Genomic DNA, 23,124 nt, shown 5'->3' on the forward strand with positions numbered 1-23,124 from the left:
GTCTTTTAACCTAAATACATGATTCATGCGCCCAATCGAAAACAAAAAGGACTGCCGCTTTCGCAGCAGTCCTCGAAAATAGACATTCAAGGTTCCGCAACAACATCATGGAGCGGCTCACCGAAGATCAGCGTATCAATGAGGTCGATGAGCTGATTGATTTCCGGTTTTGAGACCTGACCCGATGCGCCTAGGCTCTCGCCCTTGCGCTTCATCTCTTCGCTGATGAGCGAGGAGAAGAGCACGAGCGGTACCTCCCCGAGGCGGTTGTCTTCGCGTACGAGTTTGAGGAGGCGGTGACCGTCCATCTTTGGCATCTCAATATCAGAGATGATAATGCGCACATGGTTCTCAATGGGACCGTTCTTGCGGGAAAGATCCTGCAGGTAATCCCAGGCGTCCTGACCGTTGCCAAAGTCACGGATGAACTTGTAGCCTGCCTCATGGAGCGTTGTGACAAGCAGGTCACGCAACAGCTTGGAGTCTTCTGCCACAACAACATGTGCTGTGCCGCGCCGGCTCTTTGCATCTTGATTTGCTTCCGTAACAGTTGTGAGCTTCTGATTAATCTCGGGATTGATCTCCGCGATGATCGTCTCGAAGTCAAGCAGGAGAACGATACGATCCTCCATCTTGATGATGCCGACGACACGCGATCCTTCGCCGACATTCGGCGCGGGCTCCATATTCTTCCACGAGATACGGTGAATGCGATAGACACTCCCGACGAGGAAGCCGATGTCATAGTTGTTGATCTCCGTGACGATGATATTCTGCAGTTCATCAGCCGTTTGGAGATTGAGACAGCGTGCCATGTTGACGAGCGGAATTGCCTTGCCGCGCAGTGTAAACAATCCGTCTACATAGGGGTGTGCCTCGGGCATTGCAGTGACCGGAGCGCGGGTGATAACTTCGCGCACTTTGGCGACGTTGATGCCGTAGTTCACCTTCCCTATGCTGAACTCGACGATCTCAAACTCATTCGTCCCTGTCTCAAGCAGGATACCTTTTTTCTCTTCAGTAACCGTATCTGCCATTTATCTCTCTCCCCCATGCTAAACATTGTTTGCTAAGCTCTGTATTCGCCCTTTGGGAAAAAATTCCTGCCTATCCGACGAAAATTTTCTAGGAGTTTTTATTTTCTTCACATAAACACGTCCATCCGCTGCTCTGAAAGATGCGGCCTTCCTTCAAAAGATGCCCCAGTGCACGCTTAAACGCCGCCTTGCTGATGTGGAAGCGATCACGGATCACCTCGGGCGAGGTCGCATCGGTATAAGGCATCTTTCCGTCGTGTGCCGTCAGCAGCGCGAGGATCGCCGCGGCATCCGCCGTCTGCGCCTGCTCCTTCGGCGGACGCAGGGAGGCATTCAGTCTGCCGTCCTCGCGCAGGTAGGTCACGCGCACCGTAATGCGCTCGCCGACACGCGGGCGTACGGGAATCTCCTTGTGGTCAATAAAGACGATATAGCGCTCGTCGGTAAAGAGAAATGCGCCCCGCTCTGTGATGTTGTAGACGGATCCCGTCAGCATATCCCCGACGTGCACCCCCTCGGCGGGACGCGATGCGCGCCGCAGCTCGTCCTCTACTTCCATCGTCACAGCGAGACGACCTGATTTATCCGTGTAGAGCTTCGCCCAGACCGTTTCACCGACCTTCGGGCGTCCGCGCATCCCTGCATAGGGCAGGAAGATGCCGCGCTCCGCACCGACATCAAGAAACGCGCCCTCCTTTGTCACATTAATGACGCGCAGCCGTGCAACCTGCCCCTCCGCCATGCGCGGGATCCGCATACTCGCCGTGAGGCGGCGCTTTGGATCAAGGTATAGAAAGACGCGGATACGGTCGCCGATCTTGACGGGAGCCGTCTGCTGCAAGTTATGCAGAAGAATATCGTCGTTCGTGTTCCCGGTCTCAGCATCAAGAAAGAGCCCCTGCTCGCTTTCGCGCACGGCAAGGAGCTCGGCGACCTGACTCGGTCCGTATTTGCCGCGGCGCGGAGGGCGCACGGTGCGCGTTCCCGTTTCGTCCTGCATGAACGTCTATTCCTCGTACGGCGTCAGCTTCGCGTCGCCCCACAAGCGTTCGAGCGCATAGTACTCGCGCGCTTCCTGCTGAAAGACATGCGCCACCGTATCGCCGTAGTCGAGCAGAACCCACTCGCCCTCGCGATAGCCTTCTTTATGGAGGAAGGAGACGCCTGCTTCTTCGAGCTTTTCCTCAATATTGTCCACAATAGCGCGTACCTGCGTCGCCGTATTTGCAGAGCAAATGACGAAATAATCGTTTGTCGACATCAGCCCACGCATATCCATCGTAACGATGTCACGCGCCTTTTTCTCATCCGCCGCCTTGCAGACGGCAATGCATTTTTCCTGCTCGGTCAAATTCTTTCCTCCTACTGCTGTGTTCCCGCCGTCTCTTCCGGAGGGAACAGCTCCTGAATCACTTCGTCCGTCGCGGCACGATCCATGATCCATACCGTATCGTCGTCACGGGATACCGCCCCCGGGAGCATGATCGTACGGGGGGGATCGGTACTCAGTTTCCGAATGACGTTGCCGATATGTATGGAGTCGAACAGCTCCGCGCTCGTCGTCACGTCGCGCTTTAGAATATCGGCAATCTCCGGCACTTTGGGCAGGGTATCCATACGCAGGAGCTTGGCATAGAACGCCTTGATGAATCGCTGTTGCCGCTGCGTGCGCCCCACATCACCGAGTTCATCGCTGCGGTAGCGCAGATAGTTCTCCGCCGCCTGCCCGTCAAGGTTTTGATACCCCGTCCGCATATGGATGGAAAGCCCCGACTCGGGATCGTCATAGTCCATATCATGCGCAATGTAGACGTCAACACCGCCGAGCGCATCCACGATCCGCGCAAAAGTGTCGAGGTCGATCACGACATACTGATGAATGGAGATATCAAACATTTGATTGATTGTCCGCACCATGAGCGGTGCACCGCCGACGGCATAGACGTTCGACAGGCGTGTCTCGCCCCGATCCTGTGCCATCGTCACCCACGTATCGCGCGGGATATTGAGCATCCGCACTTTGCCCGTCGCGTTCTCCATACTGACGAGCAGAATTGCGTCCGCGCGCTTTTCCGGCACATAATCCGCATTTACCGCGTCGTCGAGACCAAGTACAAGCACATTCGTATAGCCGTCGAAGCGCACATCCACCGCGCCGCGGTTCTCTTCCTGACGCACGAGATATGCCTCATACATATCGCGCATATCGCGGTATGCCTGCACGCCCCAGCTGATCAGATAGTACCCCGCAACCGTGATGCCAACGAGCAGTGCAAGCGTAAAAATCAAACGGAAGAACCCGCGTACAAACGCTATGCGGCGGCGGCGTCTCCGCCGGCGGCGGCGTTTCTCTATGTTCTCGCGTGAATTTTCGCTCGCGAGCTGCGCAGCAAGTTCCTCCGCATCATACCCTTGCATTGCTTCCTCCTCTTCCCCTCTGCCGTCAAGCAAACCGAGCCGCTTTCCCCAAAATCAGCTCATTTCGCGCAGTCACCGTATCCGGATGAATCAGCCCCCCTTTTTGTGCGACAAAGAGAATGGAATCCGTCAGTCCGACAAGCATCATCTCGTCAAGCGGTGCTGTCCGCGCAAGTTCGCGCAGTTTTTCCACCTCGGGATAGGCACGCGACGGTTCGATCATATCGGCAAAGTAGACGATTTTATCAAGTGCCGTCATATTTTCCCCACCGACCGTATGACGCCATATTGCCTGTGCAACGGCAGCATCGTCGACGCCGTAGATCTCATAAACGAGATATGCGCCGACATAAGCATGGAGCAGAAGAGGCATCGCCGCCTCGATCTTTCCGATGGGGATCCCGCGCCGCCGTGCCTCGGCGGGGAGCTGCGCCGTCTCATACATGCGCCCGCAGTCATGGAGGAGGCCTGCGATGCGTGCCCGCTCCTCGTTCATGCCGAAGCGGCGCGCGAGCGCAGCGGCAGTATCCGCAACGCCGAGCGAATGCAGGTAGCGGCTTGGACTAAGATGCTGCTCGAGCAGTATGTGCATCTCCTCATAGCTTTTTGTCATGGGCACGGTAAAGCCCCCTTTCCTCAATATAGTGCTCAACTGCGCGCGGCACGAGATAGCGGATCGACATCCCCGCCCGAACGCGCATACGAATCATCGTCGAGGAGATCTCCAAATGCGGCGTCGGCACAATGCGGATACGGCTGCGTTCCTCCGGCGAGAACTGCTCTGCAAGGCGGAATTCATCCAGTTCGACCCCCTGACGCGCCGCTGCGATAAACACACAGGAGCGCAGGAGACGTGCCGGCTCATGCCAGTGATAGAGATCGTTCATGGCATCCGCCCCCGTAATGAAGAACAGCTCCGCATCCCCGAGCTGCTCGCTCAGTGCCGCAATGGTATCGACTGTATAGGAAGGTCCTTCTCTTCTCAGCTCAATATCCGACACAGAGAACGCGGGATTCCCCTCAACCGCACACTGCACCATGAGCAGCCGATCCTCAGCGGGGGCTTCTCCCTTATTCTCCTTGTGCGGAGGGCGTGCCGCAGGGATAAAAATGATCTCGTCCAATGCCGCAGACACACGCACAATCTCTGCGGTAATGAGATGCCCCATGTGAATCGGGTCAAATGTTCCGCCCAAGATACCGATTCGTCTGCTCATATCGTCTCACCTCACAGCGGAGAGGGCTATCAGGACAAGCAATGTAAGGAGGAAAAAGGTCGCGGCGGCTTCGATATAATCAAATGTATCGCGACGTCCCTTCACACTGTGGACATATTGCCGCAGGGTGCGCAAATATCCGATCATGCGGCACATAATCAAGGGATATCGGCGGGACTGCGCACCTGCCCGTCCCCGTAGACAAGATACTTCGTGCTCGTCAGTGCATCAAGCCCCATCGGACCGCGCACATGAAGCTTTTGCGTGCTGATGCCGATCTCCGCTCCAAATCCAAACTCAAATCCGTCCGTGAACCGCGTCGAAGCGTTGACATAGACCGTCGACGCATCGACCTCGTGCTGAAACCGATGCGCCGCATGTATATCGTTCGTCACAATCGACTCCGAATGCCCCGTATTATAACGGTTGATGTGCGCGATTGCCGCGGAAATATCCGGAACAACGCGTACGGAGAGGATGAGTTCGCCGTATTCCGTCCGCCAGTCCTCTTCGACAGCGGGGACGGCATCGGGCAAAATCGCAAGCGTGCGCGCGCATCCGCGCAGCTCCACGCCGTCTGCACGGAGGACTTCGGCAAGACGCGGCAAAAATGCCGGTGCCGCATCCTCATGCACGAGCAGGGTCTCCGCCGCGTTGCAGACGGACGGGCGGGATACCTTTGCATCGCGGACAATACGCAGCGCAGTCGTAAGATCCGCCGCACGATCCACATAAACGTGACAGACGCCGCCCCCGTCTCAATGACGGGCACCGTACTGGACTCCACAATTCGGCGAATCAGCCCCGCACCGCCGCGCGGGATAATCACATCGAGCAGCCCTGTCAGATGTGTCATCACGTCAACGGCAGCGCGATCCTTCATCGCCAGCAGCTGAACGGCGCCATGCGGAACCCCGGCCGCATATGCGGCACGCGCGAGTACATCCACTACGGCACGGTTCGAACGCAGCGCATCGGAGCCGCCGCGCAGGAGAACCGCATTGCCGGACTTGATGCACAGCCCGACGGCATCGGACGTCACATTCGGCCGGGCTTCATAGATGATGCCGATCACACCGAGCGGAACACGCAGGCGGCGAATCTCCAGCCCGTTCGGGCGGCGCACGGAGAAGTCCTCGCGTCCTAATGGATCGGGCAGACCGGCAGTCAGCCGCAGCCCCTCCGCCATCCCCTCAATGCGCACGTCATCGAGGTGCAGACGATCCAAATAGGAGGACTTCATGCCTGCCGCCGCAGCCTCCTCCATATCCGCCGCATTGGCCTGCAAAATCACCGCACGGTAATCCGTCAGCGCCTGTGCCATCGCGCAGAGCGCATCATTGCGAATGCCCGGCGGCAGCGCGGCAAGCGGATAGGACGCCGCCTTTGCCGCTTCCGCCTGTGTGTGAATCTCCTGCTCGATCGTCATAGCCCGCTCCTTACACCATCAGCACCATATTATCCCGATGAATGATCTCCTCATGCACCGCATCCGGTACAAGCGCAGGAAAATCCGATGCCCGGTGCCCCATCAGCCGCGCAATATCCGCCGCACCATAGGCGGCGATGCCGCGCGCAACCTCCTGTCCCTCGGGTGAAAGTACACGCACCGTATCGCCGGCAGAAAACGTGCCGCAGACATCCGTCACACCGACTGCGAGGAGACTAGCGCCGCCGCGCATCGCCCGGAGACATCCGGCATCAACGCGCAGTTCCCCCGCGAGATGCCTGCCAAAAGCAAGCCAGCTCTTGCGCGTGCGCAGATGCGCCTCACGCGCCGGGAACACCGTGCCGATCTGCGCACCGCTCAGAATCCCGCGGATCATTCCGTCGTCGTCCCCGCGCGCAATGATCATCGTCACGCCCGCATTCTGCGCGATCTTTGCCGCCTCGATTTTCGTCTGCATACCGCCCGTCCCCTGCGCCGATCCGGCACCGCCTGCCAACCGCTCAATCGCAGGCGTAATCTCCGGAATCTCATCCATTAGCTCTGCCGATGCATCCGTCCGCGGATTCGCCGTATAAACGCCGTCAATGTCCGACAGGATAATCAGGGCATCGGCATCGACGAGCGCCGCGACCACTGCAGAGAGCGTATCGTTGTCGCCGATCTTGATCTCATCCACAGCAACCGCATCATTCTCATTAATGACCGGAACAGCCCCCATTGAGAGCAGTTCCAGGAGGGCACGGCGCGCGTGCATATACTGATGATGCCGCGCGGCATTCTCCTTTGTGAGAAGCACCTGCGCCATGGTACGCCCGTACTCATGGAAAAACTTCTCGTAGATATGGAGCAGCGCCCCCTGTCCGATCGCGGCGAGCGCCTGACGTGCAGGAACACTCTGCGGACGCTCTTTCATGCCGATCGACGACATGCCCGCCGCAATCGCGCCCGACGTGACGAGCAGAATATCCTTTCCTTGATTTGCTTCGTCGATCAGCTCGCGGACAAGATGCTCGATGCGGCGCAGGTTCATCCCGCCCGCAGGATGCGTGAGGGTGCTCGTCCCCACCTTGACGACAATGCGTTTCGCTTCACGCAGACGCGCACGCGTGCTCACAGCTCAATCCTCGGTTGATCAAAATTTCGACGGAACAGCAGTCCGTTCCTGCCAATGACCTGCACAAGATTTGCATCGGCACGCTCCGCGAGCACGGTGATCGCGTCGACGGGCTCGTCGGGCGCATTTTGCAGGACGCGCACCTTGATGAGCTCGCGCTTTTTGATCGCCTCGCGCGCCGATGTGACGACCGCGGGGCTCACGCCCTCCTTGCCGATCATCACAACGGCTTCCTCCGTCATGCCGAGGGAGCGCAGTTTACGAATCTGCTTACTCGTCAGCGAATTGCGCAGCAAATGATTTCCTCCCTTAGTCCTGATAATCGAACGCCATATCGCCGATATGAACGGTCATGCCCTCTTTGATGCCGCGCGCGCGCAGTTTTTCATCCAGCCCCTTGAGCCGCCAGATGTACTGAAACCGCCGCACAGCCTCGTCGTTGTTGAAATTCGTCATCGCGACGAGCTTTTCGAGCGCCTTGCCCGCGACGATGAAATCTCCCGCGTCGTTGCGCGAAATCGTTACCTTTTCATCGTCGTCCGCGTTTTGATCGTAGACGACGACATCCTCTTCCTCTGTCTCCGGCTCCGGGACATAGGCGTCAAGCCACGCCGCAACGCGGTCGATGAGCTCCTGCACACCCGCACGCGTCGCCGCCGAGATCTCAAAGAACTCGATGCCCTCACGCTCCGCCAGTTCCCGCAGGCGCGGCAGATGCTCCGCGGCGGAAGGCAGGTCGATCTTATTCGCGACGAGGATCTGCGTGCGCCGTGCGATCTTCTCACTGTAGCGTGCCAGTTCCGCATTGATCTTATGATAGTCCTCGACAGGATCGCGCCCCTCGATGCCCGAGGCATCGACGATGTGCAGGATGAGACGCGTCCGCTCCACATGGCGCAGGAAGTCATGTCCGAGCCCCACGCCGTCTGCCGCGCCCTCGATGAGCCCCGGAATGTCAGCCATGACGAAGCTCTTCTCATAGTCCGTCTGCACGACGCCGAGCACGGGCGTGAGTGTCGTAAAGTGGTAGTCGGCGATCTCCGGGCGCGCCGCCGAACAGGACGCGACGAGACTGGATTTCCCGACGCTCGGATAGCCGACAAGCCCCACGTCCGCGAGCAGCTTCAGCTCGAGGACGAGTTTGCGGCTCTCCCCCGGCTCGCCGAACTCCGCGAACGTCGGCGCACGGTTCGCTGCGTTTGCGAATTTCGCATTCCCGCGTCCGCCGCGCCCGCCGCGGACAATGACCGCCTCCGTATCGATCTCGGCGAGATCGGCGAGCACTTCGCCCGTCGTCTCGTCCGTCACGATCGTACCGGGCGGGACGTTCACATAGAGCGGCGCGGCATTCCTGCCGTACTGATTCTTGTACTCGCCGTTCTCGCCGTTCTTCGCCGTGAATTTCCGATGAAAGCGGAACGAGAGGAGCGTATTCAGATTGCGGTCGGCGCGAAAGACAACATCGCCGCCGCGCCCGCCGTCACCGCCCGAAGGGCCGCCCTTGGGCATGAATTTCTCATGGCGGAACGCGGACTTTCCATGTCCGCCGTCCCCCGCCTTTACCGTGATATGCGCGCGGTCTATAAACTGCATACGTCCCCCTATAGAAAAGAGCCTGCACCCCTCGGTACAGGCATCCGCATATTTAGTGCAAATTAAACAGCGGCCTCCGCAAGCGGATACACACTGATCTGACGCTGATGGCGCCCCTTGCGCTCAAAAGCGACCTTGCCGTCAATCTTCGCAAAGATCGTATCGTCCTTGCCAATGCCGACATTATGTCCCGGATGGAAATGCGTGCCGCGCTGACGAACGAGAATGCTGCCCGCCGTCACATGCGTGCCCGCCTGTTCCTTCACGCCGAGACGCTTCGAATGGCTGTCACGACCGTTGCGCGTCGAGCTTACGCCCTTCTTATGTGCAAAAAGCTGTAAATCAAACGAGAACAATATGTTCACCCCCTAATTTCATGAATTTTTATACCCTTTGGGCTGATCTTCTCAATCTCCGCAAGCCCCATATACATGGTGCGCAGGATCGCCTCTGTGCATTCGTCCGGCGGCGCATCGAGCCGCATATCGAGATTCCCGCTCGCTATGTCATAAGTGACGGCGCGATGCAGATGCTCCATTATGCCGAGAAGCGCGGACTGCGTGAGCGCCGATACGCCGGCACAGACAATATCCTGTCCATGCTCCGCCGTTCCGCTGTGTCCTTTGACACGACAGCCCGTGATTTGCCCTCTGTGATTGGTGAAAATATCGACCGCGATCACAAAGATTATGCCTCGATCTTCTCGATGACCACCTTCGTGAACGGCTGACGATGACCCTGACGCTTGCGGTAGTTCGACTTTGCCTTGTACTTAAAGATCAAAATCTTCTTGCCTTTGCCGTGCGCCGCAACCTTGGCCGTGACCTTTGCCCCGGCAACCGTCGGACGACCGACCTTGACGTCGCTGCCGCTCACAACCGTCAGAACCTCATCAAAAACGACGGCTTCGCCCTCGCCCGCCTCAAGCTTCTCCACGAAAATGGTATCGCCCTCCGCGACCTTGTACTGCTTGCCGCCTGTCTTTACGATTGCATACATGAAAACACCTCCCTATATCGTTACTCGCCGGCTGCGGTTCGAAATTTCCGGTTTGGACATTCCGATTTGAGACCTCGCCGTGCGGTTGGGAACGGGCACATGCCCGAACACGCAGGAATACCTACGTCAAAGCATATTACCATACTCTCTATGCGCTGTCAATAGCGATGCCGCGCGATGCGAAAATATTAACACGCGGTGGTGCTGCACAAAGGCATATAGCGCTTTTTACTTTTCCTCAAGGAGTTGTACCAACTCGTCATAGTCGTGTTTGAGCTGGTCATATTCGTCCATCATCTGCAGGACGGTCAGGGCGGCGATCCGCTTCACATCAAAGCTCCGCACGCGGCGGGACATCTCCTTGATGCGGCGGTCGCCCTCCGCCGCGAGACGCTTGAGACGCGCAGGGTCGTCTGTCTTAAGCTGATAGGACAGCCCGAACATACTGATGTTGACGCGCTGCATCTCTTTTTTTCCTCTGCCATGGCTCTCACCGCCTTTTATCCGCGCAGCTGCGCATGAAGCTCCTTCTCCGCCGCCTGCAGGATACTCGAAAATGCGGCGTCCACTTCCTCGTCGGTCAGGGTCTTTTCGTCTGATTGAAAATGCAGGCGGAACGCCATACTCTTCTTGCCGGCATCTACTTGCTTCCCCATATAGACGTCGAAGAGTGTGGCGCTGCGGAAATATTTTCCGCCTTTTTTCGCAATGACACGCTCGATCTCCGCCGCTGAGAGCTCCGCATCGACAAGGACGGCAAGATCACGCGTCGCGGCGGGGTATTTGGGCAGCGGCTCTATCGCGCTCTTCTTTTTGCGATAACGCATGAGCACGGCGGCATCCATCTCAAAGACGCAGACATTCTGCGATATGCCAAAGTTCTCCGCGACCGTCGGATGGATCTCGCCGAGTACGGCGACAACCTCGCGCCCCTTCTTAAAGAACGCGGTCTTGCCGGGATGCATGGCAAAATGCGTGCCGGGCTCGACGGTGTATTTCTGCACGCCGACCGCCGCGAGGAACCGCTCGGCAACGCCTTTAATGTCATAGAAGTCGACCATCTCGCCGTTCGTGTCCCACGCGAGGGGGCTGCGCCGTCCCGTGAAGAGTCCCGCAACCATGATACGCTCCTCTGCGAGCTCTGTGACGGGCAGTTCCTTCGGGAAAAAGACGGGCGCGATATCAAAGAGGCGCAGATCCATGTTCTTGCGCGCGATGTTGCGGGCGGCGTTTTCGAGAATGCTCGTGAGCAGCGTCGTGCGAATGAGCGGATACTCGTCCGTCAGCGGGTTCAAAATCGGTATCGCCCGGCGCAGCGGACTGTCCGGAGGAACACAGAGGTGATCGAGCGTCTTTTCACTCGTAAAGCTGAACGAGAGTTCTTCGGTCATGCCGAGCGCGGCAAGCGCATCGCGCATTGTATCAACAAAATCCTGCATCTCGCTCTGATGCCCCTGCAGAACTGCGCCCGCCGGCATCCGCGCCGAGATGTTGTCGTAGCCATAGAGGCGCGCTACCTCCTCGGCAATATCCTCCATGAGGGTCACGTCGCCGCGCCACGAAGGGACGGCGACGCGATAGGTCTCGAGTTCCTGTTCCTCCACGCCAAAGCCGAGAGAGCGGAGCGCCGACGCCATCCAGTCGCCGGGGATATTCGCCCCGATGCGCTCAGCGACAGCGCGTGCGCTGAACGTGAACGCGGCCGGTTCTTCCGGTGCGGGATAAACGTCAACGACGCCCTCCGCCACTTTGCAGGCCCCCATCTCAGCGAGGAGCTGCGCCGCGCGCGTGACGGCGCGCACCGTCCCCGTCTCGTCCACGCCGCGCTCAAAGCGCCCCGAGGACTCGGAGTGCAGCCCGAGCCGGCGCGCCGTACGGCGAATCGAGGCGCTGCGGAACGATGCCGCCTCGAGTATGACCGAGGTCGTCCCCTCGGTGATCTCTGACTCGAGTCCTCCCATGATGCCCGCAAGTCCCGCGGGCTTTTCGCTGTCGGCGATCACGAGCTCGTCTCCCACAGCGACGCGGGAGGAATCGTCGAGCGTGTGCAGCAGCTCGCCCGCCCGCGCGCGGCGCGCCGTCAGTGTATGCCCCGCAACCGCGTCATAGTCGTAGGCGTGGAGCGGCTGACCGAGTTCGAGCATGACGAAATTCGTCACGTCCACGACGTTATTGATGGCGCGAATCCCCGCGCCGCGCAGACGCTCCGTCATCCATGCAGGTGAGGGTGCGACCCTAACATCACACAGGACACGCGCGGAAAAGCGGCGGCAAAGTTCCTCCTCCGCAATATTGATGCTTACGAGATCTGCCGCACGCTCGGCAGACGACTCGACCACCGCGATCTGCGGAAGACGGAGCGTTTTTCCCGTCAGCGCCGCCACCTCGCGCGCGATGCCGACGACACTGAAGCAGTCCGCGCGGTTTGCCGTCAGCTCGAATTCAAGCACCACGTCGTCCAGCCCGAGAGCCTGTGCTGCGGGAATTCCGACGGGTGTGTCCGCGGGCAGGATGTAGATGCCGTTGACCTGCTCCTCGGGCAGCCCCGTCGTGTCGATCGCAAGCTCGCCCGCCGAACACATCATACCGTTCGATGGGACGCCGCGCAGCTTGCCCTTGGAGATCTTTTTCCCGCCCGGCAAGACGGCGCCGACAAGCGCAGCTGGAACAATATCCCCCGCCTGTACGTTCTGTGCGCCCGTTACGATTTGCAGAAGCTCTTCTTTGCCGATATTCAGCCGGCAGATACGCAGATGATCCGAGTCCGGATGCGGCGTGACCTCTTCGACGTGCGCCGTGATGACCTTCTCGAGCCCCTCGTCGGCGCGTACGATGCGCTCCACGGGGATGCCTGCCATCGTGAGGCGATCCGCGATTTCCTCCGCCGTCTCGTCAATATCCACATAGTCTTTCAGCCATTTGATGGAAACCTGCATTCTTACGCCTCCTTAGAATTGATGCAAAAACCGCACGTCGTTGTCGTAGAACAGGCGCAGGTCGTCCACACCGTACGCGAGCATCGCGATGCGCTCGATGCCCATACCGAACGCAAAGCCGGAGACGACCGCAGGGTCGTAGCCGCTCATGGAGAGGACGTTCGGATGCACCATGCCCGCGCCGAGGATCTCGAGCCAGCCCGTTCCCTTGCACACGCGGCAGCCCGCGCCCCGGCAGGAGGAACAGGAAATATCAACCTCAGTCGACGGCTCTGTGAACGGAAAGAAACTCGGGCGGAAGCGCACCTTTACATCTTTATCAAAGAGCTGATGCAGGCAGAGTTCAAGCATCCCTTTGAGATCGGCAAAGGAGATGCCCTTGTCGATGACGAGTCCCTCGACCTGCGTGAACATCGGCGAATGTGTCGCGTCGTAGGAGTCGCGCCGGTAGACGCGCCCGGGCGCAATCATGCGGATCGGCGCGTTCGGCTCGCTCTTTTGCATCGTGCGCGCCTGCACGGGTGACGTCTGCGAACGGAGCAGGATGTCCTCGGTGATATAGAAAGAATCCTGCATGTCGCGTGCAGGATGATCCTTCGGCAGGTTGAGCGCCTCAAAGTTGAAATAGTCGGTCTCGATCTCGGGGCCTTCCTCGATGGTAAACCCCATGTTGAGGAAAATTTTCTTGATGCGGTTCAGCGTGATCGTCAGCGGATGGAGATGCCCGACCTCGCCCGTACGCCCCGGCAGCGTCACGTCGATGCGCTCGCGTGCCATGCGCTCCTCGAGTTCCCGATACGAGAGTTCCTCGGACTTTGCCGCGAGCAGTTCCTCGAGCTCTTCGCGTGCCTCGTTGACGATCTTGCCGATGCGCGGACGCTCCTCGGCGACGAGGGCGCTCATGCTGCGCAGGAGGGACGTCAGCTCGCCCTTCTTCCCGAGGAATTTTACGCGGATATCGCCCAGTTCTCCGAGCGACGTTGCCTTCTCCGTAATCGCCGTGCGGGCGCGCTCTCTCAGCTCTTTGATCTTTTCGTCCATATCGTCCTCCTGTATCAGCACGGAACCGTGGGTATCTCGCATATATGCTCCGTTTTCTATCGCAAAATTATCAAAAACCAGTTTATCATATTCACACGAAAAAATCTACTTTCTTCAGCTCTCTTCATAGGGACGCACGCGTAGTGTCAAGCCCCTCTCCTCGCAGATTTTACGACAGAGCGCGATCTCTTCCGCGTCCTCGACCTTTTCGACAACGGTGAGGATGACGTTCGGCACATAGGGCTTGCAGTGCTCGGCGAAGGTGAGCATCGCTTCGAAGGACTGTATGCCAAATTGCGAGCGCGTAAGAGCGAGATAGCGTTCGGCATTCGATGCGTTGAGACTGATGGAGATGGTATCGAGAATCCCCTTGAACCGCTCTGCAAATTCGCATCCGTGCTCCAGTTCCCCGAGCCCGTTGGAGTTGACACGCGTCGGTACATCGGGATGATTTTCCTTCACATAGTGCAGGACGTCAAGCACGGTCTCAAGACGCATCAGAGGCTCGCCGAATCCGCAGCAAACGATCTCACCGACATATTCCCACGGCAGCCGCTCCAGTTCGGAAAGGATTTCCCCCGTACTCGGATCATGCTCCACCCAGAGGGAGGATTCTTTCGCCATCTCCTTCATGCTGCGCAGGCAAAATACGCAGTCACAATTACAGTCGTTTGTGATGTTGACATAGATACTGCGCTTCCCTGTCGGCTGCTCACGCAGGCTCTCCTCTATAGGAAGATAACGCCCTCCCCGATGCGTTGCATAGACGATCATAATATACTCCTAAAACGATACACAGAAATGAGAAAGGAATCGGACGCGCCGCGCGGCGTATCCGATCCCACGATATTTATTAAGTTTGAAAGGCATTACTTGCCGGGTTCGCCCACGATACGAGGGCTTCCTCCATGACGACGGCAGGCGCGAAAATCCCGCGTCACATTGTAAGTTCCGCGAGGTACTCCTCAAAAGGAAGCCCCCAATTCCACGGCAAATTTAACTCCTCCGCATACGTCAGACAATGCCCGATGAAGTCTGCCGCGCGGCGTGCGCCCGTCTCGAGGGGGATGCCGCGCACGAGTGATGCCGCGATGATTGCGGCGAACGCGTCGCCTGATCCCGAGCGGTCGCGGCCGATCTTCTCGTTGTCAAAGGAACGCCCTTTACCAGATTCATAGAGATATGTTTTGATCCGCTCCCCCGCGTGCAGTCCCGTGATAACGACGTCGCGCGGTCCCATCGCTGCAATGTCCGCCGCCATACGCTCCAGCATCTCGTCATCCGTCCGTCCGCCCTCAGGATACGGAATCCCGAGCAGTTGACATGCCTCCGTAAGGTTCGGCGTCACGACGTCCGCATACGGGATGAGCCGCCGCATTTTCACGCAAAGCGCGGGCGTATAGGAGGAATAGAGCTTGCCGTTGTCCCCCATGACGGGATCGACGACGAGAATCGTCTCCCGCCTCTTGAACCGTGCGATACACTCAAGCACGACGTCAATCTGCGCCTCCGATCCGAGGAACCCCGTCAAAATGGCATCAAAGGTCAGCCCGTTCTCCTGCCAATTCTCCATATAGGGGCGCATACGCTCGGTATAGTCGTCGAGATAGTGATGCGGGAATCCCGTGTGCACGGAGAGAATCGCCGTCGGCAGAGGACATGCCTGCACGCGCATCGCGGAAATAACGGGAAGCTGCACTGTGACCGAGCAGCGTCCAAATCCCGTGACGTCGTTGATGAGGGCGATTCGCTTCTGCCCTGCCATCAGCGGTTGTCCACGCGTTCCGGGACGCGGTCATGCTGCGATAGACGCTCCCATGCGAGCGCTTCGTATTTCGTCCCTGGGATGCCATAGTTCGCATACGGATCAATGGAGATACCGCCGCGCGGGAGGAATTTGCCCTGCACTTCGATGTACTTCGGTGCCATGATCGCGATGAGATCGCGCATGATAACGTTCACAACATCCTCGTGAAAATCCCCGTGATTGCGGAAGCTGACAAGGTAAAGCTTCAGCGATTTGCTTTCCACCATGCGCTCGGCGGGCATGTAAGAGATGTAAATCGTCCCGTAGTCCGGCTGCCCGGTGATGGGACAGAGCGTCGTGAACTCGGGGCAGTTGAACCGCACCCAGTAATCATGATCCGTATGTTTATTCGCAAAGGTTTCCAGCACCTCGGGCGTATAGTCGTAGCCGTAGTCGGTACGCTGCTCACCAAGCAGTGTCAAACCTTCCTGTGTCTTTTCTCTTGCCATTACAACCCCAAGAACTTTTTCTCAAACGCCTCCTGCGGCTCCGGACGTCCAAAGAGATACCCTTGTATCGTATCCGTCTTGCAGATCTTTACGAGACAGTCGTACTCCTCTGGTCGCTCCACCCCCTCGATGCAGGTCGTCATGCCGATGCTGTGACAGAGATCCACCGTATACTCGACGAGTTTCTGATCGAAGTGATTTTCAAGAATCCGAATGACGAATGCGCGGTCGATTTTTACGATGTCGCAGTTGAGATTTTTCAGTGAAGCGAGCGAGGAATACCCTGTTCCGAAATCGTCCATCGCCACCTTGATACCGTGACTGCGAAACGCGTCAAACCGCGCGTTGACAAATTTCATATCGCCGACGATCTTGCTCTCGGTCAGCTCGAGGACAACGGAATCGGGCGGCATATCGTGCCGCTTCAGACAGTCGTCAATGAATTCGAGGAAGGATAGATCCTTAATCTGCTCATAGCTCATATTGACGCTCATGCTGAAATTTGGAATGCTCCGCCGCCATTCCTTGCACGTACGCAGCGCCTGTTCAAAGATCCAACGGCCTACAGGTACGATGGTCTTTGTTTCCTCAAGAATCTTGATGAACTCCATCGGCGCAACCATGCGGCCCTTGCTGTTCTTCCAGCGGAGCAGCGTCTCCGCACCGACGATATGCCGGTCGTCTCCCGCCACCTGCGGCTGGAAGTAAAGCTCAAAGTTCCGGCAGCCCGCCTTGACATCCTGAAGGATCTGCTCCTGTATCGTCAGGGAGCGCAGCCAGCGGTTATAGACTTCCTTTGAGAACGCACTGAGCCGGTTCTTCCCGCCCGACTTTGCAGCGTCGAGCGCCGCCTGCGCGTATTTGTGCAGGATGAGCGGATCGCGCGCGGACTGCGGATAGAACACCATGCCCGCAGAGACAGTCACGATGTACTGCCGCCCGTCGTAGACCTGTGGATGTGCAAACTCGCGCTGCACACGGATAAAGAACTCCGTCAGCATCTCCTCGTCCGCATCGGGGTAAATGAGTCCGAACTCATCACCGTCGAGGCGATAAAGGGAGAGTCCGCGCGGAATATTTTGCAGAATACGCTCCGAGATCTGACGCAGGATAATATCGCCGACCTCGTGGTTGAACGCTTCGTTGACCGTGCGGAAATTATCAACGCCCATAACGAGGAGACCCCCGCCCCCGCCGGTCTCGCGTGCCGTACGAAGTGCCGCCGTCAGATCCTCGACGAACTGATAGCGGTTGAGAAGCCCCGTTACGGAGTCTGCAGAGTTGCGCCGTGCGAGCTGACTGATCGTTCCGGCAAAGAGATTCGGCGTGCCGTCTTTCGCAAGACCAATCTTTCCTTTGAGACGCAGCCACGAGAGATTCCCCTTTGCGTCGCGCATACGGAAATCAAGCTGCCGCTCCCTGCCTTCGGTCAGGCTGTTCACCGAGGCAAAGAGCGAAGCGAGAGGCTTACGATCCTGCATATAAACAAAGGGCCCAAGAACTCCGCTGATATTCTCGAGCGTCTCCGCGGGGAGATCGTATGCCTGCACAAAACTAGGTGAGGCAAGGAAAATGCCCTCCACCGGATCCATCATAAATGCGTAGTCAGAGGTCGTATTTTTCATCAAATCGTAGATGAATTTATGCTCTTTAAGCACGGGGCTCAACGTGATCCTCTTCTTCCCGCTCATAAATCCTGCCTCGCTTTTCTATCCCGAACCGATACCCATAGTTATTTCTCATTATTATATTACGGATCGCCGCTTCATGCAACCGTTCAACAGCATATCCCCTTGCCGGATATTAATAAAAGTATATAATTAAGCCTTTTTCCTAAAAAGTTTTACAAAAACCTTGAAAAAAATGTATTCTCTGATATGATGGAAACAACGGAACATAAAATCGTATTCTAAGGGAGGCTCACTTATGGGTATTATTGAATTGACGGAGGAGACATTTGATGCCGAGGTTTTGCAGGACAAGAAATTTGTGATCGTCGATTTTTGGGCGTCGTGGTGTACGCCCTGCCGGATGCTGGCGCCGATCTTGGAGGAAATTGCAGATGAGTACCCGAATATTAAGGTCTGCAAGCTGAATGTGGACGACGCTCCGAATATCGCCGAAAGATACGGTATCATGAGTCTCCCTGCCCTCCTATTTTTTGATTCCGGAGAGATTATAAACGAATCCATCGGTCTTGTCTCGAGAGAAAGGGTGCTTTCCTTCCTGCCCAAATAATCCCCATACGATACGCCCCCCAATTGACGCATACAACAAAAAGGGCTGCTGCATAGGACACAATGTGTTTATGCAGCAGCCCTATATCTTTATTCAACAAATATGCGCTGGCGAACACACTCATAAAGAATCACCGCAGCCGCAGCAGAGACGTTCAGCGATTCCACCGGTCCAAACATGGGGACATAGACACGCCGCGCACGTGCAAGAATCGCAGACGACACACCGTTCGCTTCATTCCCAAATACAACGGCGGTCGTTTTGGTGAAATCCGTATGAATATGTTCCTGCGCCATGTCATCACATGCGGCAGCGTAAAGGTTCAGCGACCGCTCTTGCGCCCACTGCAAAAAATCTTTTTCTTCGACGCCCTGAGCAACATTCATATAAAAAAGACCGCCCATCGCCGCGCGCACAACTTTATTATTGTAAATATCCGCGCAGCCGCGCAGGAGGACAATTCCACTTGCCCCCGCAGCAACGGCCGTGCGCAGAATCGTTCCGACATTCCCCGGATCCTGCACGCGATCAAGAACGACATAAAGAGGATGAGGCTCATTGGAACACGGCCGCATAAACCTCTTCAACGGTGTACCCGGATCACGTTCTGCAATGAGAAGAACCCCCTGCGGCGTATCGGTATCCGAGAGCTCGGCACATAGTTCATCTGAAATAAGATAGACAGGCGTCCTCCGCTCACACAATTTCTCGACGAGCTGTGCGGCAGCCAGGCTTTCACCGCCGCGATCGGTAAAGAACGCAAAGCGTATGCGCCACTCGGACTGCATTATTGATTCGGCAAGGCGCAGCCCCTCCACCGCGAAGAGCCCTTCTTTTTTCGCTCGCTTCGGCATATGCACAACAGCGTGGGCAAGGCGTACAAGCCTGTTGGATTTGCTTGTGATGCGTTCAAGTTTTTTCATGTTAAAAAAGCGTCCGATGAATCTATCGACTCATCGAACGCACTCCCGTCTTATTGATTTTCCTTCGCCACGGCGACGAGCTGCGTAAATGCAGCCGCATCTGCAACGGCGAGATCGGCGAGCATCTTGCGGTTGACCTCGACGCCTGCCTTCGTCAGGCCTGCGATCAGACGGCTGTACGATATGCCGTTCGCACGTGCAGCGGCATTGATACGCGCGATCCAGAGACGTCGGAACGTTCCCTTCTTCGCACGGCGGTCGCGGCGGGCGTAATAGAGCGCCTTCATGACTGTCTCATTGGCCTTCTTAAACTGCTTGCTGCGTGCGCCGCGGTAGCCCTTGGCGAGCTTTAGGATCTTTTTATGACGACGATGCGCTGTGACACCGCTCTTTACTCTTGGCATTGCGATTCCTCCTGTTTCCTACCCATCAGACTTGGGTTTTCATATATGCCCCAATTATGCGTAGGGGAGCATCTTGCGGATACGCTTGTAATCCGACGTATCGGCGAGCGCTGCTTTGCGCAGATTGCGCTTGCGCTTCGGGGACTTCTTCTCGAGAATGTGCCTCTTGTATGCCTTGTTGCGGCGGAACTCGCCGCTCCCCGTGGCGGTAAAGCGCTTTGCAGCTGCGCGGCGCGTCTTAATTTTTGGCATCGTCGTTTCCTCCTTTATCTTCCTGCTTCGCGGGCTTTGACGCCTTGGCGGGCTTCTGCGCCTTCGGGGAGAGAATCATGGTCATGTTCTTCCCCTCCAGCTTTGCCCCGCGCTCGATGCTCACGAGGTCTCCCATCCGCTCGGAGACGCGGTCCAGAACCACGCGCCCGAGTTCCGGATGGGAGAGCTCTCTTCCGCGAAACATGATCGTCACTTTGACCTTGTTGCCCTCTTCGACGAAGCGAAGCGCATTTTTCAGCTTCACATTGAAATCATGCTCGTCGATGTTCGGACGGAGCTTGACCTCTTTGATGCTGATGGTCTTTTGCTTCTTTTTCGCTTCTTTCTCGCGTTTCTGCTGCTCATAGCGGAATTTCCCAAAGTCCATGATGCGGCAGACGGGCGGTCTTGCGTTAGGCGCAACCTCGACCAAATCAAGATGCTGTTCCTCCGCCATGCGAAGTGCCTCGATCGTCGGCATAATGCCGAGCTGTTCCCCCGCCGCACCGGTGACACGCACCTCGCGGATTCGGATTTCCTCATTGATTCGCAAAGATTCCCTGCTTATGGCAAGAACACCTCCTGTTTTGGATGCACCGCAGTGCCATCCGGCAATAGAAAAGGGCGGCATAAAGCCACCCTAAAAAGTTCCATATCGACCCGCCGGACATCTTTGCCCGCAGGTGAGAAGCGGTGGCTTCTGCTTTCAACAAAAGGCATGTTATCACAATTTACCGTTGTTGTCAATACTCGGGCGAGCGCTCGGCGATCTTTTTCTCTACAAACGCGATAAAGTCGTCCGCGGACATGACCGTGCTGTCCTTCTCGCCGTACTTGCGCAGGGCGACGGTACCGGATTCCTGCTCCTGATCGCCGACGACGAGCGTGTAGGGCGTCTTTTTGACCTGACTCTCGCGAATCTTATACCCCGTCTTTTCGTTGCGGTTGTCCACTTCTACGCGGATGCCGCGGTCGAACATGCGCTTGCGCAGCTCTTCTGCGTACTCTGCATGGCGCTCGGTGATGGGCAGGATGCGTACCTGCACGGGCGTCATCCACACGGGGAACGCTCCCGCGAAGTTCTCGATGAGGATACCGATGAACCGCTCAATCGACCCGTAGACCACGCGATGGAGCATGACGGGGCGGTGTTTCTCTCCGTCCTCGCCGACATAGGTCAGATCGAATTTCTCCGGCAGGCTCATATCGAGCTGGATCGTGCCGCACTGCCATGTACGACCGATCGAGTCGCGCAGGTGGAAGTCGATCTTCGGCCCGTAGAACGCGCCGTCGCCCTCGTTGACGATGTAATCGAGACCGCGGTTCTCGAGCGCTTTTTGCAGACCACTTGTCGCCAGCTCCCACATCTCGTCCGAACCCATCGAGTCGTCGGGGCGCGTGGAGAGCTCCGCCTTGTACGAAAGCCCGAACGTGCGGTAGACCTCGTCAAAGAGGTCGATCGTGTGCTGAATCTCGCCCTCGATCTGCTCCGGCGTGACGAAGAGATGCGCGTCGTCCTGCGTGAAGTTCCGCACGCGGAAGAGTCCGTGCAGTGCACCGGAGAGCTCATGCCGATGGACGAGACCGAGTTCGGCGAGCCGCAGCGGCAAGTCGCGGTAGCTGTGGAGCTGCGAGCGATAGACGAGCATACAGCCGGGGCAGTTCATCGGCTTGATCGCATAGTCCTCTTCGTCGATTTGCGTCGTATACATATTTTCGCGATAGTGGAACCAGTGACCGGACGTCTCCCACAGTTTACGGCTGAGAATGACCGGCGTGCTGATTTCACTGTACCCGTAGCGGCGATGCACTTCGCGCCAGTAGTTCAGGAGTTCATTGCGCAGGATCATGCCGTTCGGATGAAAGAACGGGAATCCGGGTCCCTCTTCATGCAGGCTAAAGAGATCGAGCTCGCGCCCAAGTTTCCGATGGTCGCGCTTTTCCGCTTCCTCAAGCATATGGAGGTACGCGTCGAGTTCTTCCTGCTTTTCGAACGCCGTTCCGTAGATGCGCTGGAGCATCTTATTCTTCTCGCTGCCGCGCCAGTACGCGCCCGCGATGCTCTGGAGCCTCAACGCCTTGACCTTGCCCGTTGAGAGGACGTGAGGCCCTGCGCACAGATCGGTGAACTCCCCCTGCGTATAGGTCGAGATCGTCACGTCCTCGGGCAGATCCTCGATCAGCTCGACCTTATAGTTCTCACCCTTCTCCCTGAAGTAGGCGATCGCTTCGCTGCGCGGAATCTCGCGACGTTCGAGCTTGAGATTCTCCTTGACGATCTTCTTCATTTCCTTTTCGATGTCGCGCAGATCGGCATCCGTAAGCCGGTGCTCCATGTCAAAGTCATAGTAGAAGCCGTTCTCGATCGCAGGACCGATCGCGAGCTGCACATGCGCATCTTTATAGAGACGCTTCACCGCCTGCGCCATGATGTGCGAGCAGGTATGGCGCAGAGCAAGCCGGCCGCCCGCATCCTCAAAGGTGAGTACCTGAAACGCCGCGTCCTTCGTCGCGGGCGTCATGAGATCGACCGTTTTGCCGTCGAGGCTTGCCGCCAGTGCTTTTTTCGCGAGCGAATTGCTCATCTGTTTCACGACGTCCAGTAATGTCGTTCCGTGCTCCACCTCGCGAACAGATCCATCCGGCAGTGTCAGCTTTACCATAGAACGCTCTCCTCCCAATATGCATACAAGAAAAGCCCTGCCCCGTGGGATAGGAAATCCTATCCCGCTAGGGACAAGGCCGTTATAATTCCACCCTATTTGGTAACGCCATTATAAGACGCATACGCGGGTGTGTCAAGGGATTTATGCTCCGCCATTGCCTGCAGCTGCTCGGGCGGATCAATCATCGGAATGCGCAGACGGCGTCCTGCATAGAGCGCGGCATTGGGCGGCAGCCCATTGATCTCGATGATGGCTTCCTCGAGCTCCTGCGCCATGCTCTCCTTTGTCGTGTACTTGCGTGCAATCGTCCAGACGCTGTCGCCTCTCTCCACCGAGATCTCCATGAACTCTGACGAGCGCAGATAGGGATTCGTCAGATGAAGCGACGATACGACCATCCATATGAGTGTAAAAAGGCTGAGTGTAAGACCGATGCGTTTCATAGATATCCCTCCGTCCGGATTATTTTCGCATATATATTCCCAAAACTTTTGTTCGGACATAATATATCACAGAAAACCTGTTCGGTCAATAGTTTTAGGAACATATTTTTCGCGTTTTTTTGTTCGTGAAACATGTT

The 23,124-nt window shown here is 57.2% G+C and carries 26 protein-coding genes and 1 pseudogene; 1 reads left to right on the plus strand and 26 read right to left on the minus strand.

The genetic code is table 11. The annotated features are described in order from the left end of the window. Positions 1-86 precede the first annotated feature (86 nt). The 20 genes and pseudogenes from HMPREF9162_RS07415 to HMPREF9162_RS07510 form a co-directional block, all read right to left on the minus strand. Positions 87-1,037 carry a chemotaxis protein gene (locus HMPREF9162_RS07415; RefSeq protein WP_009348981.1) on the minus strand — a complete coding sequence of 317 codons (951 nt, stop codon included), beginning with the start codon at positions 1,035-1,037 and terminating at the stop codon, positions 87-89. Positions 1,038-1,125: 88 nt separating this feature from the next. After that, on the minus strand, positions 1,126-2,037 hold the full coding sequence (locus HMPREF9162_RS07420; RefSeq protein WP_009752897.1) for a S1 RNA-binding domain-containing protein: 912 nt from the start codon (positions 2,035-2,037) through the stop codon (positions 1,126-1,128). Positions 2,038-2,043: 6 nt separating this feature from the next. Then, on the minus strand, positions 2,044-2,388 hold the full coding sequence (gene rsfS, locus HMPREF9162_RS07425; protein ID WP_009657505.1) for a ribosome silencing factor: 345 nt from the start codon (positions 2,386-2,388) through the stop codon (positions 2,044-2,046). 11 nt (positions 2,389-2,399) lie between these two features. Beyond that, on the minus strand, positions 2,400-3,455 hold the full coding sequence (locus tag HMPREF9162_RS07430; RefSeq protein WP_009752796.1) for an LCP family protein: 1,056 nt from the start codon (positions 3,453-3,455) through the stop codon (positions 2,400-2,402). A 25-nt stretch (positions 3,456-3,480) separates the two neighbouring features. After that, entirely contained in the window at positions 3,481-4,068 is a 588-nt protein-coding gene (gene yqeK / locus HMPREF9162_RS07435) for a bis(5'-nucleosyl)-tetraphosphatase (symmetrical) YqeK (protein WP_009752905.1), read from the minus strand. Further along, positions 4,052-4,672 carry a nicotinate-nucleotide adenylyltransferase gene (gene nadD, locus HMPREF9162_RS07440; protein WP_009438952.1) on the minus strand — a complete coding sequence of 207 codons (621 nt, stop codon included), beginning with the start codon at positions 4,670-4,672 and terminating at the stop codon, positions 4,052-4,054. The genes yqeK and nadD overlap by 17 nt, the downstream gene beginning before the upstream one ends. A gap of 158 nt (positions 4,673-4,830) precedes the next feature. Next, a pseudogene (locus HMPREF9162_RS07445) lies at positions 4,831-6,101 on the minus strand (glutamate-5-semialdehyde dehydrogenase). 10 nt (positions 6,102-6,111) lie between these two features. Beyond that, entirely contained in the window at positions 6,112-7,236 is a 1,125-nt protein-coding gene (gene proB, locus HMPREF9162_RS07450; protein WP_009438969.1) for a glutamate 5-kinase, read from the minus strand. Then, entirely contained in the window at positions 7,233-7,532 is a 300-nt protein-coding gene (locus tag HMPREF9162_RS07455; protein ID WP_009752842.1) for a YhbY family RNA-binding protein, read from the minus strand. Before HMPREF9162_RS07455 ends, proB begins: the two co-directional genes overlap by 4 nt. A gap of 13 nt (positions 7,533-7,545) precedes the next feature. Beyond that, a complete protein-coding gene (obgE, locus tag HMPREF9162_RS07460) occupies positions 7,546-8,829 on the minus strand; it encodes a GTPase ObgE (protein WP_009752832.1) in 1,284 nt (427 codons plus the stop codon). 62 nt (positions 8,830-8,891) lie between these two features. Then, positions 8,892-9,194, minus strand: coding sequence for a 50S ribosomal protein L27 (rpmA, locus tag HMPREF9162_RS07465; protein ID WP_009348992.1), 303 nt, complete (start codon positions 9,192-9,194; stop codon positions 8,892-8,894). After that, a complete protein-coding gene (locus HMPREF9162_RS07470; protein WP_009348993.1) occupies positions 9,191-9,511 on the minus strand; it encodes a ribosomal-processing cysteine protease Prp in 321 nt (106 codons plus the stop codon). Before HMPREF9162_RS07470 ends, rpmA begins: the two co-directional genes overlap by 4 nt. A gap of 5 nt (positions 9,512-9,516) precedes the next feature. Further along, positions 9,517-9,828 carry a 50S ribosomal protein L21 gene (gene rplU, locus HMPREF9162_RS07475; protein ID WP_009752820.1) on the minus strand — a complete coding sequence of 104 codons (312 nt, stop codon included), beginning with the start codon at positions 9,826-9,828 and terminating at the stop codon, positions 9,517-9,519. 228 nt (positions 9,829-10,056) lie between these two features. Beyond that, on the minus strand, positions 10,057-10,293 hold the full coding sequence (locus HMPREF9162_RS07480; RefSeq protein ID WP_009752902.1) for a cell division protein ZapA: 237 nt from the start codon (positions 10,291-10,293) through the stop codon (positions 10,057-10,059). 35 nt (positions 10,294-10,328) lie between these two features. Continuing rightward, positions 10,329-12,764 carry a phenylalanine--tRNA ligase subunit beta gene (gene pheT / locus HMPREF9162_RS07485; RefSeq protein ID WP_009752860.1) on the minus strand — a complete coding sequence of 812 codons (2,436 nt, stop codon included), beginning with the start codon at positions 12,762-12,764 and terminating at the stop codon, positions 10,329-10,331. 12 nt (positions 12,765-12,776) lie between these two features. Further along, positions 12,777-13,805, minus strand: a complete 1,029-nt coding sequence (gene pheS, locus HMPREF9162_RS07490; protein WP_009657490.1) for a phenylalanine--tRNA ligase subunit alpha — start codon at positions 13,803-13,805, stop codon at positions 12,777-12,779. Between the two features lie 114 nt (positions 13,806-13,919). Then, the gene (locus HMPREF9162_RS07495) at positions 13,920-14,579 is read right to left on the minus strand and encodes a TatD family nuclease-associated radical SAM protein (RefSeq protein ID WP_009438956.1); all 660 of its coding nucleotides are present in this window, start codon (positions 14,577-14,579) and stop codon (positions 13,920-13,922) included. A gap of 163 nt (positions 14,580-14,742) precedes the next feature. Further along, the gene (locus tag HMPREF9162_RS07500; RefSeq protein ID WP_009752863.1) at positions 14,743-15,570 is read right to left on the minus strand and encodes a pyridoxamine kinase; all 828 of its coding nucleotides are present in this window, start codon (positions 15,568-15,570) and stop codon (positions 14,743-14,745) included. Next, the gene (queF, locus tag HMPREF9162_RS07505) at positions 15,570-16,061 is read right to left on the minus strand and encodes a preQ(1) synthase (protein ID WP_009657491.1); all 492 of its coding nucleotides are present in this window, start codon (positions 16,059-16,061) and stop codon (positions 15,570-15,572) included. Before queF ends, HMPREF9162_RS07500 begins: the two co-directional genes overlap by 1 nt. After that, entirely contained in the window at positions 16,061-17,752 is a 1,692-nt protein-coding gene (locus HMPREF9162_RS07510; RefSeq protein WP_037350410.1) for a bifunctional diguanylate cyclase/phosphodiesterase, read from the minus strand. The genes queF and HMPREF9162_RS07510 overlap by 1 nt, the downstream gene beginning before the upstream one ends. A 235-nt stretch (positions 17,753-17,987) precedes the next feature. Between HMPREF9162_RS07510 and trxA the strand changes: the two genes are divergently transcribed. Next, positions 17,988-18,299 carry a thioredoxin gene (trxA, locus tag HMPREF9162_RS07515; protein ID WP_009349002.1) on the plus strand — a complete coding sequence of 104 codons (312 nt, stop codon included), beginning with the start codon at positions 17,988-17,990 and terminating at the stop codon, positions 18,297-18,299. 89 nt (positions 18,300-18,388) lie between these two features. On the opposite strand, the gene HMPREF9162_RS07520 is transcribed toward trxA, so the two are convergent. From HMPREF9162_RS07520 to HMPREF9162_RS07545, 6 genes are all read right to left on the minus strand, one after another. After that, positions 18,389-19,222, minus strand: coding sequence for an RNA methyltransferase (locus HMPREF9162_RS07520; protein WP_009752861.1), 834 nt, complete (start codon positions 19,220-19,222; stop codon positions 18,389-18,391). A 50-nt stretch (positions 19,223-19,272) separates the two neighbouring features. Beyond that, a complete protein-coding gene (gene rplT / locus HMPREF9162_RS07525) occupies positions 19,273-19,626 on the minus strand; it encodes a 50S ribosomal protein L20 (protein ID WP_009349004.1) in 354 nt (117 codons plus the stop codon). Positions 19,627-19,680: 54 nt separating this feature from the next. Then, the gene (rpmI, locus tag HMPREF9162_RS07530) at positions 19,681-19,878 is read right to left on the minus strand and encodes a 50S ribosomal protein L35 (protein ID WP_009349006.1); all 198 of its coding nucleotides are present in this window, start codon (positions 19,876-19,878) and stop codon (positions 19,681-19,683) included. Further along, positions 19,865-20,431 carry a translation initiation factor IF-3 gene (gene infC, locus HMPREF9162_RS07535; protein ID WP_009438947.1) on the minus strand — a complete coding sequence of 189 codons (567 nt, stop codon included), beginning with the start codon at positions 20,429-20,431 and terminating at the stop codon, positions 19,865-19,867. Before infC ends, rpmI begins: the two co-directional genes overlap by 14 nt. Before the next feature lie 190 nt (positions 20,432-20,621). Further along, positions 20,622-22,541: a threonine--tRNA ligase gene (gene thrS / locus HMPREF9162_RS07540; protein ID WP_009657454.1), complete on the minus strand. Its 1,920-nt coding sequence runs from the start codon at positions 22,539-22,541 to the stop codon at positions 20,622-20,624. Between the two features lie 95 nt (positions 22,542-22,636). After that, positions 22,637-22,987, minus strand: coding sequence for a LysM domain-containing protein (locus tag HMPREF9162_RS07545; protein WP_009752814.1), 351 nt, complete (start codon positions 22,985-22,987; stop codon positions 22,637-22,639). Positions 22,988-23,124: the final 137 nt, after the last annotated feature.

Source organism: Selenomonas sp. oral taxon 137 str. F0430 (assembly GCF_000183625.1).
Classification (GTDB): domain Bacteria; phylum Bacillota; class Negativicutes; order Selenomonadales; family Selenomonadaceae; genus Centipeda; species Centipeda artemidis.

Excerpts from the sequence above, each read along its gene's own strand:
- HMPREF9162_RS07415 (WP_009348981.1), bottom strand. The coding sequence starts at position 1,037 with ATGGCAGATACGGTTACTGAAGAGAAAAAAGGTATCCTGCTTGAGACA.
- HMPREF9162_RS07420 (WP_009752897.1), bottom strand. The coding sequence starts at position 2,037 with ATGCAGGACGAAACGGGAACGCGCACCGTGCGCCCTCCGCGCCGCGGC.
- HMPREF9162_RS07430 (WP_009752796.1), bottom strand. The coding sequence starts at position 3,455 with ATGCAAGGGTATGATGCGGAGGAACTTGCTGCGCAGCTCGCGAGCGAA.
- yqeK (WP_009752905.1), bottom strand. The coding sequence starts at position 4,068 with ATGACAAAAAGCTATGAGGAGATGCACATACTGCTCGAGCAGCATCTT.
- nadD (WP_009438952.1), bottom strand. The coding sequence starts at position 4,672 with ATGAGCAGACGAATCGGTATCTTGGGCGGAACATTTGACCCGATTCAC.
- obgE (WP_009752832.1), bottom strand. The coding sequence starts at position 8,829 with ATGCAGTTTATAGACCGCGCGCATATCACGGTAAAGGCGGGGGACGGC.
- rplU (WP_009752820.1), bottom strand. The coding sequence starts at position 9,828 with ATGTATGCAATCGTAAAGACAGGCGGCAAGCAGTACAAGGTCGCGGAG.
- HMPREF9162_RS07480 (WP_009752902.1), bottom strand. The coding sequence starts at position 10,293 with ATGCAGCGCGTCAACATCAGTATGTTCGGGCTGTCCTATCAGCTTAAG.
- pheT (WP_009752860.1), bottom strand. The coding sequence starts at position 12,764 with ATGCAGGTTTCCATCAAATGGCTGAAAGACTATGTGGATATTGACGAG.
- pheS (WP_009657490.1), bottom strand. The coding sequence starts at position 13,805 with ATGGACGAAAAGATCAAAGAGCTGAGAGAGCGCGCCCGCACGGCGATT.
- HMPREF9162_RS07495 (WP_009438956.1), bottom strand. The coding sequence starts at position 14,579 with ATGATCGTCTATGCAACGCATCGGGGAGGGCGTTATCTTCCTATAGAG.
- HMPREF9162_RS07500 (WP_009752863.1), bottom strand. The coding sequence starts at position 15,570 with ATGGCAGGGCAGAAGCGAATCGCCCTCATCAACGACGTCACGGGATTT.
- queF (WP_009657491.1), bottom strand. The coding sequence starts at position 16,061 with ATGGCAAGAGAAAAGACACAGGAAGGTTTGACACTGCTTGGTGAGCAG.
- HMPREF9162_RS07510 (WP_037350410.1), bottom strand. The coding sequence starts at position 17,752 with ATGAGCGGGAAGAAGAGGATCACGTTGAGCCCCGTGCTTAAAGAGCAT.
- trxA (WP_009349002.1), top strand. The coding sequence starts at position 17,988 with ATGGGTATTATTGAATTGACGGAGGAGACATTTGATGCCGAGGTTTTG.
- HMPREF9162_RS07520 (WP_009752861.1), bottom strand. The coding sequence starts at position 19,222 with ATGAAAAAACTTGAACGCATCACAAGCAAATCCAACAGGCTTGTACGC.
- rplT (WP_009349004.1), bottom strand. The coding sequence starts at position 19,626 with ATGCCAAGAGTAAAGAGCGGTGTCACAGCGCATCGTCGTCATAAAAAG.
- rpmI (WP_009349006.1), bottom strand. The coding sequence starts at position 19,878 with ATGCCAAAAATTAAGACGCGCCGCGCAGCTGCAAAGCGCTTTACCGCC.
- thrS (WP_009657454.1), bottom strand. The coding sequence starts at position 22,541 with ATGGTAAAGCTGACACTGCCGGATGGATCTGTTCGCGAGGTGGAGCAC.
- HMPREF9162_RS07545 (WP_009752814.1), bottom strand. The coding sequence starts at position 22,987 with ATGAAACGCATCGGTCTTACACTCAGCCTTTTTACACTCATATGGATG.